The organism is Vibrio sp. 1F255, from assembly GCF_041439145.1.
GTDB classification, from domain to species: Bacteria; Pseudomonadota; Gammaproteobacteria; order Enterobacterales; family Vibrionaceae; genus Vibrio; species Vibrio crassostreae_C.
Genome location: NZ_JBGONQ010000009.1, coordinates 26,271 through 42,836, shown reverse-complemented (window position 1 = coordinate 42,836; position 16,566 = coordinate 26,271). Strand labels below are relative to the sequence as shown.

General features: G+C 44.7%; 15 protein-coding genes. 2 read left to right on the top strand and 13 right to left on the bottom strand.

Translation table 11 applies throughout. From position 1 onward, the window contains the following. Nucleotides 1-44: 44 nt before the first annotated feature. The 3 genes from ACED41_RS07610 to yfbV all read right to left on the bottom strand — a co-directional run bounded on the left by ACED41_RS07610 (nucleotide 45) and on the right by yfbV (nucleotide 3,483). The gene (locus ACED41_RS07610) at nucleotides 45-1,511 is read right to left on the bottom strand and encodes a sensor domain-containing diguanylate cyclase (protein WP_017069188.1); all 1,467 of its coding nucleotides are present in this window, start codon (nucleotides 1,509-1,511) and stop codon (nucleotides 45-47) included. Between the two features lie 251 nt (nucleotides 1,512-1,762). After that, the gene (locus ACED41_RS07605; RefSeq protein ID WP_017066116.1) at nucleotides 1,763-2,728 is read right to left on the bottom strand and encodes an ABC transporter substrate-binding protein; all 966 of its coding nucleotides are present in this window, start codon (nucleotides 2,726-2,728) and stop codon (nucleotides 1,763-1,765) included. 302 nt (nucleotides 2,729-3,030) lie between these two features. Next, a complete protein-coding gene (gene yfbV / locus ACED41_RS07600; protein WP_017062168.1) occupies nucleotides 3,031-3,483 on the bottom strand; it encodes a terminus macrodomain insulation protein YfbV in 453 nt (150 codons plus the stop codon). 341 nt (nucleotides 3,484-3,824) lie between these two features. On the opposite strand from yfbV, the gene ACED41_RS07595 reads away from it, so the two are divergent. Further along, a complete protein-coding gene (locus tag ACED41_RS07595) occupies nucleotides 3,825-5,021 on the top strand; it encodes an acetate kinase (RefSeq protein WP_017063468.1) in 1,197 nt (398 codons plus the stop codon). A 147-nt stretch (nucleotides 5,022-5,168) separates the two neighbouring features. Further along, complete coding sequence (pta, locus tag ACED41_RS07590) at nucleotides 5,169-7,334, top strand: phosphate acetyltransferase (protein WP_017062170.1); 2,166 nt, start codon at nucleotides 5,169-5,171, stop codon at nucleotides 7,332-7,334. Between the two features lie 82 nt (nucleotides 7,335-7,416). Here pta and ACED41_RS07585 read toward each other — a convergent pair whose 3' ends face one another. The 10 genes from ACED41_RS07585 to moaB form a co-directional block, all read right to left on the bottom strand. Further along, the gene (locus ACED41_RS07585) at nucleotides 7,417-8,355 is read right to left on the bottom strand and encodes a glutathione S-transferase family protein (RefSeq protein ID WP_371724733.1); all 939 of its coding nucleotides are present in this window, start codon (nucleotides 8,353-8,355) and stop codon (nucleotides 7,417-7,419) included. Between the two features lie 205 nt (nucleotides 8,356-8,560). Beyond that, the gene (gene oppF, locus ACED41_RS07580) at nucleotides 8,561-9,547 is read right to left on the bottom strand and encodes a murein tripeptide/oligopeptide ABC transporter ATP binding protein OppF (RefSeq protein ID WP_009848634.1); all 987 of its coding nucleotides are present in this window, start codon (nucleotides 9,545-9,547) and stop codon (nucleotides 8,561-8,563) included. Further along, nucleotides 9,544-10,515 carry an ABC transporter ATP-binding protein gene (locus ACED41_RS07575; protein WP_012603544.1) on the bottom strand — a complete coding sequence of 324 codons (972 nt, stop codon included), beginning with the start codon at nucleotides 10,513-10,515 and terminating at the stop codon, nucleotides 9,544-9,546. Before ACED41_RS07575 ends, oppF begins: the two co-directional genes overlap by 4 nt. Nucleotides 10,516-10,557: 42 nt before the next feature. Beyond that, nucleotides 10,558-11,460 (bottom strand): oligopeptide ABC transporter permease OppC, encoded by a 903-nt coding sequence (oppC, locus tag ACED41_RS07570; RefSeq protein ID WP_017062173.1) that lies wholly within the window; start codon nucleotides 11,458-11,460, stop codon nucleotides 10,558-10,560. 15 nt (nucleotides 11,461-11,475) lie between these two features. Further along, a complete protein-coding gene (gene oppB / locus ACED41_RS07565) occupies nucleotides 11,476-12,396 on the bottom strand; it encodes an oligopeptide ABC transporter permease OppB (protein WP_017062174.1) in 921 nt (306 codons plus the stop codon). Between the two features lie 114 nt (nucleotides 12,397-12,510). Continuing rightward, nucleotides 12,511-14,142, bottom strand: a complete 1,632-nt coding sequence (locus tag ACED41_RS07560; RefSeq protein ID WP_017062175.1) for an ABC transporter substrate-binding protein — start codon at nucleotides 14,140-14,142, stop codon at nucleotides 12,511-12,513. Between the two features lie 652 nt (nucleotides 14,143-14,794). Continuing rightward, entirely contained in the window at nucleotides 14,795-15,250 is a 456-nt protein-coding gene (gene moaE / locus ACED41_RS07555; RefSeq protein WP_017062176.1) for a molybdopterin synthase catalytic subunit MoaE, read from the bottom strand. A gap of 2 nt (nucleotides 15,251-15,252) precedes the next feature. After that, on the bottom strand, nucleotides 15,253-15,498 hold the full coding sequence (moaD, locus tag ACED41_RS07550) for a molybdopterin synthase sulfur carrier subunit (protein WP_017063465.1): 246 nt from the start codon (nucleotides 15,496-15,498) through the stop codon (nucleotides 15,253-15,255). Continuing rightward, nucleotides 15,495-15,974, bottom strand: coding sequence for a cyclic pyranopterin monophosphate synthase MoaC (moaC, locus tag ACED41_RS07545; protein ID WP_004734026.1), 480 nt, complete (start codon nucleotides 15,972-15,974; stop codon nucleotides 15,495-15,497). Before moaC ends, moaD begins: the two co-directional genes overlap by 4 nt. 12 nt (nucleotides 15,975-15,986) lie before the next feature. Next, complete coding sequence (gene moaB, locus ACED41_RS07540; RefSeq protein ID WP_004734027.1) at nucleotides 15,987-16,499, bottom strand: molybdenum cofactor biosynthesis protein B; 513 nt, start codon at nucleotides 16,497-16,499, stop codon at nucleotides 15,987-15,989. Nucleotides 16,500-16,566: the final 67 nt, after the last annotated feature.

Genomic DNA, 16,566 nt, shown 5'->3' with positions numbered 1-16,566 from the left:
CTTTCATTTTCATTTTCATACAAAGCATCGATTCAATAACGTGGTTAAAATTTAAGACGGTCTTTGCCCGTCGTCTTAGCCACGTACAGCTTTTCATCGGCGTACTTAAATATCTCATCGAAGTTAAGTTTACTTTGCTCAGTTTCAACAATGCAGACACCGCCAGACACCGTAAATCCATTTGGAATAATGTCGGCTGAAGTGGAACAAATCGCATTCTTCACTCGCTCTAATGTTCTCATCAAAGTTTCACGATCTTCGCCTTTCATATAAACGACAAACTCTTCACCGCCAAACCGTGCTGCAACGTCACTGCTTCGAATACTGTTGCTGATCTGACGCGACATATAACGAATCACATCATCCCCCTTATCGTGGCCGTAGGTGTCGTTAATTGACTTAAAATCATCAATATCGAAGACGGTTAATGCAAACAGTTGATCGTGCTCTACACTGCGCCAGAACGCTTCTAAGCCACGACGATTCAATAACCCTGTCATAGGGTCTTTGGCTGCGAGATCTTTGAAGTAACCACGTTCAATATTGGAATTGACGTAGAAGAAGATGGTTACTGAGAACAGATACACAATGATGGCAACAATAAGGCTGTCTTTCTCGTAGACGAAAAAGTGCTCAACCTCTTTCGCGATGTCTAATTTGTAATACATCGCATGGTGAGACGAGACACCATCCAGTTTGATCTCGTGATAAAAAGCCGCAGAATCTACCGGAGTCGCTAAAGTGGTATCAATGATATCGATCCGACCTGCAAGATGCTCATTCGAGTTTGCGAGCAGCTTGTCAGCATTAATATCCACCGACAGCATCCCTTGGTGAACGCCTTTATGGAATACAGGGATCGTCATACTGATTATACGGTCAAGGGAATCAAAACGATAACCAGGGCCTGAAAGGGTAAGTTGGTCAGGGTTGTTGGCTGTTTTCTGCCAATAAGGACGACTCTTTATGGTCGAGAGTAACTCTTTGCTCAGCCCTTTGGCAAAACCTTCAGGTGAAGAGATCACATAGCCGCTCGTATCAATAAAGTGCACGCCGGCATGGTATTCATCAAGCTGGGATAAAAATGAAAGAATAGGAGCTAACGCTATTTTTTCTGACGCGCTCTTATAACTATCACTGCTTTCAGAACAAAGAGACTCTTGACCAATTAGCATATAGTCGATATCGACAGAGGGAATGTCTGAGGTTTTACCGTCGGCAAGTAGCAATACATCAATAGGCCAGATTTGGCAAAGACCATCCACAACATGTTTGTTGTGATCAAGAAAGAGAGGGTTTCCTGATTTATAATAGTTGGAGAAGCTGTAGTCTAGGGCTGTTGCCACTTTTGTGGTTCTTTTGAACACATCTTCAATACGATGAAACTCACTACTGATATCTTTTTCTACCGCGTCAAAATGATTCTTTCCTATTAGGCCAAGTAACATCGCGGCGATCACAGCGGGAAACCCGAAAACAAAGGTTAGGCTAAAGTGCCTATTTACTTTCATATAATGTGCTCTTAGCGTTCAGCTATTTTCATTTTCCCCATTAATATTATTACATTAATCGGCAATTCGCTCGACGTAAAATAATGTAAATTGATATTAACGACACACCTAACGGTCAAATAACCGCTTACAAATGAATAAAATAGAGAAGCGCCAACATATAGAGCAGGTGAGTTTGTTATCTGAGCCCATTTCAATGCTGTTAATAATATGACTTATGGCCTATTAGCTCACCTAACACCAAACTCAATTCACCGGCTAATGACCGCACGCTCAATCACAGATTGAGGCACTGTCACGCCAAGCTCACGAGCAGCATCTAGGTTGACCACCAGCTGAGAACTCTGCGCAGTTTTGACACTCAACTTCCCGGGCTTCTGTCCTTCCAGAATGGCTGCGACATAATCCGCGGTCTGAACCCCAACATCATAATAATCTAGACCTAAACCAGCAATCGCTCCCTTTCCGACATAAGATGTGGCGCCTGCGACGACTGGCGTATCTGCATGGTTAGCCGCTTTGATAAGACCCTCCATGCCGCTTGCAACCGTATTATCGGTCAAGGCATAGATAACATCGGACTTCTTAGCAATGGATTCTGCTTTTGCTTCGACATCGTCAACAGTCAGCGCTTTTTCGGTGTGAAGTGTATAACCGAAATCTCGAGTTGCCTTTCTCAATAACCCAACTAACGCAACGGCATTTGCTTCTGCTGGGTTGTAAACTACACCGATTGAATTAGCTTCAGGGAGCAGTTCTTTGATTAATGACACATGCTGAGTGATCGGAGATAAGTCAGAAAGCCCCGTGACATTACGCCCCGGCTTTTCTAATTGTTTAACGAGCCTAGCGCCGATAGGATCCGTAACCGCGGTAAACACGATAGGAATCGAGCGAGTCGCCGACACTAAGGCTTGTGAAGTCGGTGTCGCGATACCAACAAGTACATGTGGATTTTCACTGACGAGCTCTCTGGCAATCTTGGCTGCCTGAGCCGGGTTACCATTCGCCATTTCATAGGAGAATTCTAAGTTCTTACCGGGTTCATAACCATTGGCTCTCAATCCTTCAAGAAGCCCTAAACGTGTCGCATTCAGATCTGGATGGTCAACAACTTGTGAAACCGACACTTTGGCAACGTTTGCCATTACATTGCCAGTCCATAGCAACATCAAGCAACTTAAAACCGCTGCCAATACCTTTCTTACAGAACTCATTATCGCTCCCTGAATCAAGCTCTACCCGTCATTACTCGCTCAAAGAGAACAACGTCAAAATCACTATTGACATTATTACCAGTAACCATTGATAACTTGAAGTGATATTTAACAAAAATACAACAAGGCTCGAGTTATGTGAGAAAGGTTATATTGACTTCGGAGGAAGGTAAGAAACCAAGTGAATAAGGACAGGTAAGCTAAACGGAAAGTAAGCGAGGTAACAAAAAGAGGAGCAAATCTGAGAACAAGCTATAGAAGATGAATAGTTGTTCTCAGACAAGAGGGAGAGCTGGGATTCTTTAGAACCAACGCTCCATTGAGGATTTATCTAACTGACGAAAGGCACGATTTAAAATGATTGCCAATTCTTTATAGCGAGGGCGCGGCTTCATAGGCTCTAACGCAAAACCCGTTTCAGTGATCTTTTCATGCAGTTCGCGGTACCACGATACTAGCGCCGGCGGAAGTTGTGTATTTGAGCGATTGCCCAACCACCACATACCTTGAAGCGGCAAGCTGATCGCAAACAAAGCCATAACCACAGCCTGTGGCATCGCTTGGTAATTATTAAAGACCATTTGTGTAAGAACACTGATAGCGGCAATCGCAGGCATCACTTTCACGCCAAAGCGGGTCGCTTTAATAATGCGTTGTTCTGGGAAGATCGCGTTTAACTCTTTTCGGACGGGCCAGAGATCCATGTACTTTTGGCCATCTTTTAAACTACTAGCTAAACCAACTCTATTGCTCATATGAGTCTCCCATTAAAAAAAAGTTGAAATCATCAACTAAAAACACAAAAATTTGACGAAAAATAATATTCTTTCAAATTTTTTTGTTATATTTGCACAATATCGCTATTATTTGCAGACCTCAATCTCATTGTTGCCCTTATTTACAATTTAAGCAACTTTGAGAAGACTTCTGCAAGGAATGCACAAGCCTCTTTTTGATAAAGAGCGCTTTCACTTTATACGGAAATTAACGTTTTTTTGACCAAGGTTAGTACGCAAGCCTATGTGCTTCGACTATTCTTGAGATTAATTTTCATCCTTAACTGATTTCGATCAGAAAAATAAACAGGTAGTCATTAATGTCTAAGCTAGTTTTAGTTTTAAACTGTGGTAGTTCTTCTCTTAAATTCGCTGTTGTTGATGCAGAAACAGGTGCAGAGCACCTAACTGGTCTTGCTGAGTGTCTAGGTCTTCCAGAAGCTCGTATGAAGTGGAAACTTGATGGCAAGCATGAAGCACAACTAGGCGCGGGCGCAGCTCACGTAGAAGCACTATCTTTCATGGTAGAAACTATTCTTGCTTCTAAGCCTGAGCTTAAAGCTAACCTTGGCGCTATCGGTCACCGTATCGTACACGGTGGCGAGCAGTTCACTTCTTCTGCACTTATCACTGATGAAGTTCTTAAGGGTATTCAAGACGCTGCGACTTTCGCACCTCTTCACAACCCTGCTCACCTTATCGGTATCGAAGCGGCTCAACAAAACTTCCCAGGCCTTAAAAACGTTGCTGTTTTTGACACTGCGTTCCACCAAACAATGCCTTCTGAGTCTTACCTATACGCTCTACCGTACAACCTGTACAAAGAGCACGGCATCCGTCGTTACGGCATGCACGGTACTTCTCACCTATTCATCACTCGTGAAGTTGCAGGCCTACTAAACAAGCCAGTTGAAGAAGTTAACATCATCAACTGTCACCTAGGTAACGGCGCTTCTGTATGTGCAATCAAGAACGGTAAATCTGTAGACACTTCTATGGGTCTTACTCCTCTTGAAGGTCTTGTAATGGGTACTCGTTGTGGTGACCTAGACCCTGCAATCATCTTCCACCTACACGACGCACTTGGTTACTCTGTTGAAGAAATCAACAACATGCTAACTAAAGAGTCTGGTCTTGCTGGTCTAACTGAAGTGACTTCTGACTGTCGTTTCGTTGAAGACAACTACGGTGAGAAAGAAGAAGCAACTCGTGCAATGGACGTGTTCTGTCACCGTCTAGCTAAGTACGTAGCTGGTTACACTGCAACTCTAGAAGGTCGTCTAGACGCAATCACTTTCACTGGCGGCATCGGCGAGAACTCAGGCCCAATCCGTGAAATGGTTCTTAACCGCCTAGGCATCTTCGGTATCGAAGTTGACGGTGAAGCTAACCTTAAAGCTCGTTTCGGCGGCGAAGGTACTATCACTACAGCTAACAGCCGTATCCCTGCAATGGTTATCTCTACTAACGAAGAGCTAGTAATTGCTGAAGACACTGCGAAACTAGCAGGTCTTTAATTGATTTTCCTGACTAGCTTCATTCGAAGCTAGTCAGTTTTTCATATCAAGAAAATGGGGCTCAACTTCTATTCCTACCCCAATTTAAATATCGGTGGGAATAGCAGTTGAGCTTTTTTTATTTCCAATAGTCAAAGGTGTTCGTCAATGTCACGTACTATTATGCTTATCCCTACAAGCGCTGGTGTTGGTCTTACTAGTGTTAGCATGGGTGTTCTTCGCGCTATGGAGCGTAAGGGCGTAAGTGTTTCTTTCTACAAGCCAATCGCTCAGCCTCGCAGCGGTGGTAACCAACCAGATCTAACGTCTACTATCATCAGCGCAAACAGCGACATTAAGATTGGTGAGCCAATCGCAATGACTAAAGCTGAAGCTTTGATCGGTAGCGAAAAAATGGACGAGCTTCTTGAGTCTGTTGTTGAGCAATACAACAAGATCAACAAAGACGCAGAAGTTACGCTAATCGAAGGTCTAGTACCTACTCGTAAGCACCCATTTGCTAACCAAGTGAACGCGGAAATCGCAAAAACACTTGGCGCGGAGATCGTATTCGTTGCGACTCCTGGTACTGACAACCCTACGCAGCTTAAAGAGCGTATAGAAGTAGCATGTTCTAACTTCGGCGGTACTAAGAACAAAAACATCAAAGGCGTAATCATCAACAAGCTTAACGCTCCTGTTGATGAGGCTGGCCGTACTCGCCCTGACCTATCTGAAATCTTTGATGATGCAGACAGCGCTCAGCAAGCGAACCTTGAAGTAATGCAAATCTTCAACTCTAGCCCTATCCGTGTTCTTGGCTGCGTGCCATGGAGCATCGATCTAATCGCAACTCGTGCGGTTGATATGGCTAAGCACCTTAACGCTGAAATCGTTAACGAAGGTGAAATCTCAACTCGTCGTATTAAGAGCATCACTTTCTGTGCACGTTCTCTACCGCACATGATTGAGCACTTCAAACCAGGCTCACTGCTAGTAACTTCTGCAGACCGTCCTGACGTTATCGTTGCTGCGGCTCTTGCTGCGAAAAACGGTGTTGAGATTGGCGCAATCCTGCTTACTGGCGGTTACGACATTCCAGAAAGCATTGCTAACCTTTGTGCACCAGCATTCGCTTCAGGTCTACCGATCTTCAAGGCTCAAGGTAACACTTGGCAGACATCTCTAAACCTACAGAGCTTCAACCTAGAAGTTCCTGCAGACGATAAAGAGCGTATCGAGTTCGTTAACGATCACGTTGCAAGCCACATTGATGGCCCTTGGATTGATTCTCTATCTGAAGGTACTCAAGGCATCCGTCGTCTAAGCCCACCAGCATTCCGTTACCAGCTAACTGAATTTGCTCGTAAAGCGGCTAAGCGCATCGTTCTTCCTGAAGGTGATGAGCCACGTACAGTTAAAGCTGCGGCTATCTGTGCTGAGCGCGGTATCGCAACGTGTGTACTTCTAGGTAACCCTGAAGAAATCCGTCGCGTTGCAGCGCAGCAAGGTGTTGAGCTTGGCGCTGGCGTTGAGATCATCGATTCTGCATCAGTTCGCGAAAACTACGTAGCTCGTCTAGTAGAACTTCGTGGCGCTAAAGGTATGACTGAAGTTGTTGCTCGTGAGAAGCTAGAAGATTCAGTATTCCTAGGTACTATGATGCTTGAAGCTGGCGAAGTTGACGGCCTAGTTTCTGGTGCTGTTCACACAACGGCGAACACTATCGTTCCTCCGTTCCAGATCATCAAGACTGCTCCTGATGCTTCTATCGTATCTTCGATCTTCTTCATGCTTCTGCCTGATCAAGTTCTTGTATACGGTGACTGTGCGATCAACCCAGATCCAACAGCTGAACAGCTTGCTGAAATCGCTATCCAATCTGCAGATTCTGCTGCGGCATTCGGTATCGACCCACGCGTTGCTATGATCTCTTACTCTACTGGTGAATCTGGTAAGGGTGCAGACGTAGATAAAGTACGTGAAGCAACGAAACTTGCTCAAGAGAAGCGTCCTGATCTAGTGATCGACGGTCCTCTACAGTACGATGCAGCAATCATGGAAAACGTAGCCGCTTCTAAAGCGCCTAACTCTCCAGTTGCAGGTAAAGCGACAGTATTCGTATTCCCAGACTTAAACACGGGTAACACGACTTACAAAGCTGTACAGCGTTCAGCAGATCTAGTATCTATCGGTCCAATGCTTCAAGGTATGCGCAAGCCAGTAAATGACTTGTCTCGTGGCGCTCTAGTAGACGATATCGTTTACACAGTAGCTCTAACGGCTATCCAAGCAGACCAAGCTGCGCAAGCTGAAGAAAAAGTAGTTAACTAATTTTCTTTTTCAGAAAGCAAAAACCCTAGATGTTTATCTAGGGTTTTTTTACGCCTGAAGAAAAGCGGATTAATTAATGATTCTAACCACGTCCGTGAGGCGAATCTAAATCCAGATCAGGCCCTTTAGGCACCACTTGAGTCGGGTTGATGCCCGTATGGCTGTAATAGTAGTGGCGCTTGATGTGGTAGAAATCCGTCGTCTCTTTAATACCCTCTATTTGATAGAGCTCTTTTAGATAACCTTGGATATGTTTGTAATCCGCAATTCGTTGCTTGTTACACTTGAAGTGACCCACATACACAGCATCGAATCGAACCAAGGTCGTGAACAAGCGCCAATCCGCTTCTGTAATCTCGTTACCCGCTAAATAGCGATGTTCGCTAAGGTGAGCGTCTACTTTGTCTAGGGCTTCAAACAAGGCGTCATAAGCTTCTTCGTAGGCTTCTTGTGTTGTCGCAAAGCCAGTACGATAAACGCCGTTGTTGATGTTTGGGTAGATATAATCATTCCACTCATCAATCTTCTTGGACAACTCCCACGGGTAGTAATCATCGGTGTTACCCGTTAGCTCGTTAAACTCTGAGTTAAACATGCGAATGATTTCAGACGACTCGTTACTCACAATGGTGTTGGTTTTCTTATCCCACAGCACAGGTACCGTTACTCTACCCGAGTAGTCAGGCTTGGCTTGAGTGTAGATTTGGTGCATGCGGGTATGGCCAAATAGAGGTTCAGGTAACCCCATTTGCCAACCTTCACTCATCATGTCTGGGCAAACAACCGTCACGTCAATGTGATCGGTTAGGTCTTTCAGCTCGCGGAAGATAAGGGTTCGGTGCGCCCAAGGGCAAGCTAACGATACGTATAAGTGATAACGGCCGCTTTCCGGCTCAAACTGCGCGCCCGGTTTGTTCTCTACCCAATGACGAAAGCCCGCATCTTCACGAACAAACTTACCACCGCTTTCTTTCGTGTCGTACCACACATCATGCCAAACACCTTCAACTAATTTGCCCATATCCAAACCTCTGTGATGCTAACTTTTCTCTAGTATAAAAAAAGCCAACTTTTTCAAAACTAGAAAAAGTTGGCTTAGTTGTTCGAATTATTTGATGAAGCTGTTGAGCAAAATATAGGAACTAGGTCTGCAGTACAAAAAAAGCGCGACTCTAAAAACTAGTCGCGCTTAAGCCTGTCACAGGCTGAACCGTTTTAAATTGGCTCTAGACTTGCACGTGCAAGCAAGATACTGCGTGTACGTCATCGCCTTGGATAGTTGGCTTAGTTTGCGCACACGCCTCTGTTGCTTGTGGGCAACGTGTACGGAACACACAACCTGATGGAGGATTGATTGGCGATGGTAAATCACCTTCCAACATCTGAATCGTTTTGTTGCGCTCTAGACGAGGGTCTGGAATCGGAACGGCAGACATCAACGCCTTGGTGTACGGGTGCTTTGGATCAGAGAATAAGGCATCTGATTCACCAAGCTCTACCGCGTTACCTAGGTACATCACCAAGACACGGTCAGAAATGTGTTTAACCACTGACAAATCGTGCGCGATGAATACCAAAGACAAACCAAGTTCTTTCTGTAGCTCTTTCAGAAGGTTAACTACTTGAGCTTGGATAGATACATCGAGTGCAGAAACCGGTTCATCACAAATGATCATCTTAGGTTTCAAGATAAGCGCACGTGCAATACCAATACGCTGACACTGACCACCAGAGAATTCATGTGGGTAACGGTTGATTACGTTTGGTAGTAGACCAACCTTTGCCATCATCTCTTTAACTCTGTCCTTCACTTCTTGTTTAGAAAGTTCAGGGAAGAAAGTCTCTAGAGGCTCAGCAATGATATCGCCTACTGACATACGTGGGTTAAGCGACGCTAGCGGGTCTTGGAAGATCATCTGAATCTCTTTACGAGTCTCACGACGCTTCACTTCCTGCATCTTAGTTAGGTCTTGACCTAACCACATCACTTGCCCTTCAGTCGCTTCAACCAAGCCGATAATCGCACGGGCAAAAGTCGACTTACCACAACCAGACTCACCTACTACACCAAGCGTTTCGCCTTCGTAAAGGTGAACATCAACCCCATCAACCGCTTTAAGGTTTGATGGTTTTGCCCAAGGCCAAGCAGACTTAGCTGCAATGCTAAAGTGAACTTTCAGGTCTTTAATATCTAATAGTAATTCTTTACTCATTTTGTCCAAGTCTCCCAATCTGAAAAACAAGCACGCTGACGGTCTTTAGCAAATGGCTGCAAAATCGGTGCTTCTTGCTTACAACGGTCCATTACACGGTGACAACGGTCTTGGTAAGGACAACCTGTTGGTAGGCGAAGTAAGTTAGGTGGGTTACCTGGAATCGTCGGTAGAATTTCACCTTCGGTATCCAAACGAGGAATCGCTTTAAGCAGGCCTTCCGCGTATGGGTGGCTTGGCTCGTAGAAGATTTCATCAACCGTGCCGTACTCCATTGTACGACCCGCGTACATCACAAGTACTTTGTCACAAGAACCAGCAACAACACCCAAGTCATGGGTGATCATAATGATTGCTGTATTGAACTCATCTTTTAGTTCGTTCAGCAATTCCATGATTTGCGCTTGAATGGTTACATCCAGTGCCGTTGTTGGTTCATCAGCGATAAGCAATTTAGGACGACACAGCAGTGCCATTGCGATCATCACACGCTGACGCATACCGCCCGAAAACTCGTGCGGGTACATAGTGATACGCTTGCGTGCTTCAGGGATTTTCACCGCTTCAAGCATGCGTACTGATTCTTCAAACGCTTCTGCTTTACCCATGCCTTTATGCAGCATAAGTACTTCCATCAGCTGATCACTTACTTTCATGTAAGGGTTCAGTGAGGTCATTGGATCTTGGAAGATCATCGCGATCTGTTCAGCACGAACCTTGTTCAGTGCTTTTTCAGGCAGGTTGAGAATTTCATTGCCTTCAAACTTTGCACTGCCTGAGATGATGCCGTTCTTAGCCAGCAGCCCCATCAGTGCAAATACCGTTTGTGATTTACCTGAACCCGACTCACCAACAATACCCAGCGTTTCGCCTTGGTTAAGTGAGAAGTTCAAGTCGTTTACTGCGGTTACGATACCATCTTGTGTGGTAAATTCGACGCGCAGATCTTTGACATCTAATAAGCTCATTATTGCTTCCTTAATCTTTTATAGCTTTTAATTGCTATTTCGTTATCTGTCTTTTGGATCAAGCGCGTCGCGCAGACCATCACCTACGTAGTTAAAGCAGAACAGCGTAACTACCATGAATGCCGCAGGGAATGTCAATTGCCAGATTGCAACTTCCATTGTTTGCGAACCTTCTTGAAGCAATGCGCCCCAGCTTGTCATAGGCTCTTGAACACCAAGACCAAGGAAAGATAAGAATGATTCTGTAAGGATCATGCTTGGAATAAGCAACGTAGAGTAAACCGCTACGATACCCAGTACGTTCGGTACGATGTGACGTGTAATGATCTTCCATTTGCTTACACCACATACGTGTGCAGCTTCAATGAACTCTTTACTACGTAGGCTCAACGTTTGACCACGTACAATACGCGCCATATCTAGCCAAGCAATCGCACCAATAGCAACGAAGATTAGGACGATGTTACGACCAAAGAACGTTACCAGTACGATTACTAGGAACATGAATGGCACTGCGTACAAGATCTCTAGGATACGCATCATCACTCGGTCAGTACGACCGCCGATGAAGCCTGAAGCTGCACCGTAAAGCGTACCAATCAGTACCGCTACGAAGGCACCCATCACACCAACCATCAATGAGATGCGGCCACCGACAAGAGTACGAACGTACAAATCACGACCTAAGCTATCGGTACCAAACCAGTGATCCGCATTCGGACCAACGTGCATTGCGTACCAGTCAGTATCATCATAAGTGTACTGAGCCAGCATTGGTAAGAAGATAACTGCCAGTACCATAAGCGTAAGAATGAACAGACTCACCATCGCAGCTTTGTTTCGCATGAAACGAATGCGCGCGTCCTGCCACAAACTACGACCTTCAATCTCTAAGCTCTCAGAGAACTTTTCGATCGCTTCTAAATTTTCTTTTTTCTTCAACATAACCATGCGTCCCTGTTAGTAGCGAATTTTCGGGTCAATAAGCGCTAGCAAAATATCAACGATTGCGTTGAACAAGATGAATAGGAAACCAATCAAGATGGTTACACCCATTACTAGCGAGTAGTCACGGTTAAACGCGGCGTTAACAAACAGCTTACCGATACCTGGTAGGCCGAAGATGGTTTCAACAACAACTGAACCTGTGATGATACCTACGAACGCAGGTCCCATGTAAGAAACAACAGGTAGCATTGCTGGCTTAAGTGCATGTTTTAGAATGATATAACGGTAGCTTAGACCTTTTGCACGTGCAGTTCGGATAAAGTTACTGTTTAGCGTTTCAATCATGCTACCACGAGTAATACGAGCAAAGGTTGCTACGTAAAGAAGAGACATCGCGATAACAGGCAGCACGATGTACATGAATGTACCGCCATGCCAACCACCTGCTGGGAATATGTTCCAGTGCAGGGAGAAAAGGTAAATAAGCGCCGGTGCCAACACGAAAGATGGCATTACCACCCCGAGCATGGCGGTCGACATTATGGTGTAGTCGACCCAGGTGTTGTGCTTCAAGGCGGCAATGGTTCCGACCGTTACCCCCATCAATAATGTGAAGATAAAAGCAACGAAACCTACCTTCGCAGATACTGGAAGTGCAACCGCGATCAGCTCATTTACTGTGTAATCTTGGTATTTAAAAGAGGGACCGAAGTCACCTTGTAAGATATTTGTCAAATACGTGGTGTATTGTTCAAACACTGGTTTATCTAAGCCGTATTTAGCTTCGATGTTAGCCATAACTTCTGGCGGTAATGGACGCTCGCTTGAAAACGGGTTACCCGGTGCGAAACGCATGAGAAAGAAAGATATAGTGATCAACACCAACATGGTTGGAATCGCTTCAAATATCCTTTTCATAATGAATTTAAGCATAAACTCACTCTTTCAGTCTGTGACAATTAAAATTAGAAAGACGCTACATGCGCGCCCTGCGCATGTAGTGCCTGTATCGTTATAGTTATATTAACTTTTTAGAATCGAAGCTTATTATTGAGCTTTGATGTATAGGTCTTTCGAGAAGATCTTGTCTTCCGCGTTGTTGATTGGGAAACCACCAACATGCGGGTTAAGTAGACGAGATTTCACGTATTGGTAGATAGGAGCAATTGGCATGTCGTTTGCCATTAGCGCCTCAGCTTCTAGGTAAAGTGCTTTACGCTCTTCTTCTGAAGTTGAGTTAAGTGCTTTATCGATGATCTGGTCGTAAGCCGCGCTGTCGTAGTGAACACCACCGGTAGTGTTGTTACTCTTCATTAGCGTTAGGAACGAAGACGCTTCATTGTAGTCACCACACCAACCAGCACGTGCTACTTCGAAGTCACCAGAATCTTTAGAAGATAGGTACGTTTTCCACTCTTGGTTCTCAAGTGTTACAGAAAGACCCAGTGTTTTCTTCCACATAGAACCTAGCGCTACAGCAATCTTCTTGTGGTTCTCTGAAGTGTTGTAAAGCAGGTTGAATTTAAGTGGGTTGTCTTTACCGTAACCCGCTTCTTCAAGAAGACGTTCCGCTTCTGCGTTACGCTCTTTCTGAGACATCTTGCCGTAAGCAGGTAGCTCAGGATCGAAGCCAGCTGTGATTTCAGGCGTTAGGAAATACGCAGGTTTTTGACCTTGCGCTAGGATAGCACCTGTTACGATATCACGGTCGATCGCGTAAGAGATTGCTTGACGAACACGAACATCATCAAATGGTGCTTTCTTCGTATTGAAGATGTAGTAGTAAGTACATAGGTTACCCGCTACAGATACATCTTCTGCGTACTCTTTTTGAAGACGCTTGAAGTGCTCAGTTGGAAGTTCGTTTGTGAAATCGATTTCACCAGATAGGAAACGGTTCATTTCCGCTACTTGGTTTTCGATTGGTAGGAACGTTACTTTGTTAAGAACTGTTTTATCGTTGTCCCAGTACTGTTCGTTACGCTTGAGTACTAGACGCTCGTTAACAACCCATTTATCAACAGAGAATGCACCGTTGCCAACAAAGTGCTCTGGCTTAGTCCACTGGTCACCGTATTTTTCAACAGTTGCCTGGTGTACTGGCTTCATTGTTGTGTGGCCCATCATCATTACGAAGTATGGTACCGCTGTTTCTAATTCAACAACTAGAGTGTTTGCATCCACTGCTTTAACGCCTAGTTCACTCTTGTCTTTCTTACCCGCTACGATATCTTTCGCATTCGCCATCTTGGTGTATTCCATGTACCAAGCGTATGGAGAAGCCGTTGCAGGATCAACTGCACGTTGCCAGCTGTATACAAAATCTTGAGCTGTTACAGGATCGCCGTTAGACCATTTTGCGTCTTTGCGTAGGTGGAAAGTGAATGTTTTGTTGTCTGTCGTTTCCCAGCTTTCCGCAACACCAGGGATAGTGTTGCCGTCGCCGTCTTGGTTCACTAGACCTTCTAGAAGATCACGAATTACGTGAGATTCTGGTACACCTTGAGATTTGTGTGGGTCGATAGTTGCAACTTCAGTACCGTTACCGCGAACAAGTTCCTGAACTTTTGCCAGTTCTGTGCCTGCTGGAACTTCAGCAGCGATAGAAAGAGTAGAAGAGGCAGCCACTGCCAAACCAGCACCTAGAAGAAGGGCCTGAGTGATTTTATTCTTGTACATTTAATAAACTCCAAGTTTTATGTATTGCATCCATGACTTCTTTGCTTGGTTCACTGAACGGCAGTGATTTAGATTTATTTAGCTCAAAATTTAAGCATAAAAATCTAAAACCTTACAAAGATTGAGGCACACACTATCAACCATTGAAGTAATTTGCCACAAACAAGTCGCAAAAAATCGGATAATTCTCCGAAATACTTAAGGTATCAGTGTAAATATCTAAAAAACCCCAAATCAGTAGTGACTTGCGTAGAGGGATTAATTAAAAAACAGCCTTTAGTGTTGATGTATCTGTGTTGATACTTTTTTTTAGCATCTTATGCTAGAACACTGAGCGCAAATTAACATTAATGCCACATGAAATCTAATTGCACATCACATATCACCTAAACCGTCTACACTATTTGTGAGGATAATCACTTTATACAAGACAGCATAATGCTCTGCACCAAACCGGGTTATCCAATGCACCAATTAAGACAAAATTACGCGCTGAATTTATATGCAACCACAATGAATTATCATTTGTCAAATCAATGATTATCTATAAATAGATTTATAGCAGGTACAAAAAAACCGACCTAAGTGGTCGGTTTTTGACTGTCTCATATACAAATGAGTGAATGCTGAAGCAACATCACTTTAAGAGAAATTACTTCTCCCAGCGTTCCGCTGCTTTCGTGTCTGAATCACGAGAATCAACCCAACGCGTCGTTTCGGTCGTGCGTTCCTTTTTCCAAAAGGGAGCCTTGGTTTTCAGGAAGTCCATAACGAATTCACAGGCTTCAAATGCAGCACCACGGTGTGCACTGGATACACCAACGTAAACAATCTGGTCGCCGATATCTAAGTCACCTACACGGTGGATAACACGCATCTTCTGAATAGGCCAGCGAGCCTCAGCTTGGTCACAGATCTCGCTCAGTGATTTTTCTGTCATACCCGGATAGTGCTCCAGAGACAAACCAATCACATTGTCGCCAAGGTTCATGTCGCGAACTTTACCAACGAACGTCACAATCGCTCCGGCAGCTGTACCTTGAGCCAAGTAGTCGTATTCGTCGCCTACCGAGAAGTCCTCAGCTGTCACTAATACTCTTGGATCCATGCTTAGCCTCCAGTCACTGGTGGGAAGAAAGCCACTTCGTCGCCGTCTTTCACTTCAGCTGTCAGAGGTACGATTGATTGGTTAAGTGCAGCCAGAAGCTTCCCCTCTTCCAATGCGATATCCCATTTGCCTTCTTGTGTCACAAGATGACTACGAATCGCTTCAATCGTCTTAAATTGTGCATCAACTTCAACGCTGTCCACACCAACAAGTTCACGAGTTTGAGCAAAGAAAAGTACTGTAATCATGACTCCACCTTAAAGTGACCAGATTTACCACCTGTCTTCTCTAGCAGGCGCACGTTTTCGATAACAATGTCTTTCTGAACAGCTTTACACATATCGTAAATCGTTAACGCAGCCACAGAAGCAGCCGTTAGCGCTTCCATCTCTACGCCCGTCTTACCCGCAAGCTTACAAACAGATTCGATGCGAACCTTGTTTTCAGACTCAATAGCTTCAAGCTGCACTTCTACTTTAGTTAATAGCAGAGGGTGACACAGGGGAATCAGATCCCACGTCTTCTTCGCCGCTTGAATACCCGCAATACGTGCCGTTGCGAAAACATCACCTTTATGGTGGCTACCAGAGACAATCAGCTCTAGCGTTTCTGCCGACATTTGAACGAAGGCTTCCGCTCTCGCTTCACGTACTGTTTCCGCTTTAGCCGATACATCGACCATGTTTGCTTCGCCAGACGCGTTAATGTGTGTAAATTGGCTCATACTCAAACCGCCTTATACAGAAAGGTGTGGCATGAAGTTACAAGGACGGTGGCTAGCATCCATCTGTTGCTTGATGATCTTAGTCCAACCGGTGCGGCAAGCGCCTGTAGAACCTGGCATCGCAAAGATAACCGTGTGGTTAGCAAAACCCGCAATCGCACGAGATTGAATTGTCGAAGTACCGATCTCTTCGTAAGATACTTGACGGAATAGCTCACCAAAGCCTTCTACTTCTTTGTCGAACAGTGGCTTAAGCGCTTCAGGCGTGCTGTCACGAGAAGTGAAACCAGTACCACCCGTGATCATGATAGCTTGTACGCTTTCATCAGCGATCCATTTAGATACGATCGCACGGATCTTGTACATGTCATCAATAACGATTTGCTTATCAACCACGTTGTGACCCGCTTCTTTAGCATGCTCTGCTAGGTAACCGCCTGAAGTGTCGTTTTCTTCTGTACGAGTATCTGAAACCGTTAGTACTGCGATGTTTGCTGCTTGGAATTTGCTTTCTGCGTGACCCATTTGTTCACCTATATAAATTTTTCATTAGACTGATTCGCCCAGCCTGAAGAAGCTGAGCGATAAAATG

Excerpts from the sequence above, each read along its gene's own strand:
- pta (WP_017062170.1), top strand. The coding sequence starts at position 5,169 with ATGTCACGTACTATTATGCTTATCCCTACAAGCGCTGGTGTTGGTCTT.
- ACED41_RS07585 (WP_371724733.1), bottom strand. The coding sequence starts at position 8,355 with ATGGGCAAATTAGTTGAAGGTGTTTGGCATGATGTGTGGTACGACACG.
- oppC (WP_017062173.1), bottom strand. The coding sequence starts at position 11,460 with ATGTTGAAGAAAAAAGAAAATTTAGAAGCGATCGAAAAGTTCTCTGAG.
- ACED41_RS07575 (WP_012603544.1), bottom strand. The coding sequence starts at position 10,515 with ATGAGCTTATTAGATGTCAAAGATCTGCGCGTCGAATTTACCACACAA.
- moaE (WP_017062176.1), bottom strand. The coding sequence starts at position 15,250 with ATGGATCCAAGAGTATTAGTGACAGCTGAGGACTTCTCGGTAGGCGAC.
- moaC (WP_004734026.1), bottom strand. The coding sequence starts at position 15,974 with ATGAGCCAATTTACACACATTAACGCGTCTGGCGAAGCAAACATGGTC.
- yfbV (WP_017062168.1), bottom strand. The coding sequence starts at position 3,483 with ATGAGCAATAGAGTTGGTTTAGCTAGTAGTTTAAAAGATGGCCAAAAG.
- moaB (WP_004734027.1), bottom strand. The coding sequence starts at position 16,499 with ATGGGTCACGCAGAAAGCAAATTCCAAGCAGCAAACATCGCAGTACTA.
- moaD (WP_017063465.1), bottom strand. The coding sequence starts at position 15,498 with ATGATTACAGTACTTTTCTTTGCTCAAACTCGTGAACTTGTTGGTGTG.
- ACED41_RS07610 (WP_017069188.1), bottom strand. The coding sequence starts at position 1,511 with ATGAAAGTAAATAGGCACTTTAGCCTAACCTTTGTTTTCGGGTTTCCC.
- oppF (WP_009848634.1), bottom strand. The coding sequence starts at position 9,547 with ATGAGTAAAGAATTACTATTAGATATTAAAGACCTGAAAGTTCACTTT.
- oppB (WP_017062174.1), bottom strand. The coding sequence starts at position 12,396 with ATGCTTAAATTCATTATGAAAAGGATATTTGAAGCGATTCCAACCATG.
- ACED41_RS07605 (WP_017066116.1), bottom strand. The coding sequence starts at position 2,728 with ATGAGTTCTGTAAGAAAGGTATTGGCAGCGGTTTTAAGTTGCTTGATG.
- ACED41_RS07595 (WP_017063468.1), top strand. The coding sequence starts at position 3,825 with ATGTCTAAGCTAGTTTTAGTTTTAAACTGTGGTAGTTCTTCTCTTAAA.
- ACED41_RS07560 (WP_017062175.1), bottom strand. The coding sequence starts at position 14,142 with ATGTACAAGAATAAAATCACTCAGGCCCTTCTTCTAGGTGCTGGTTTG.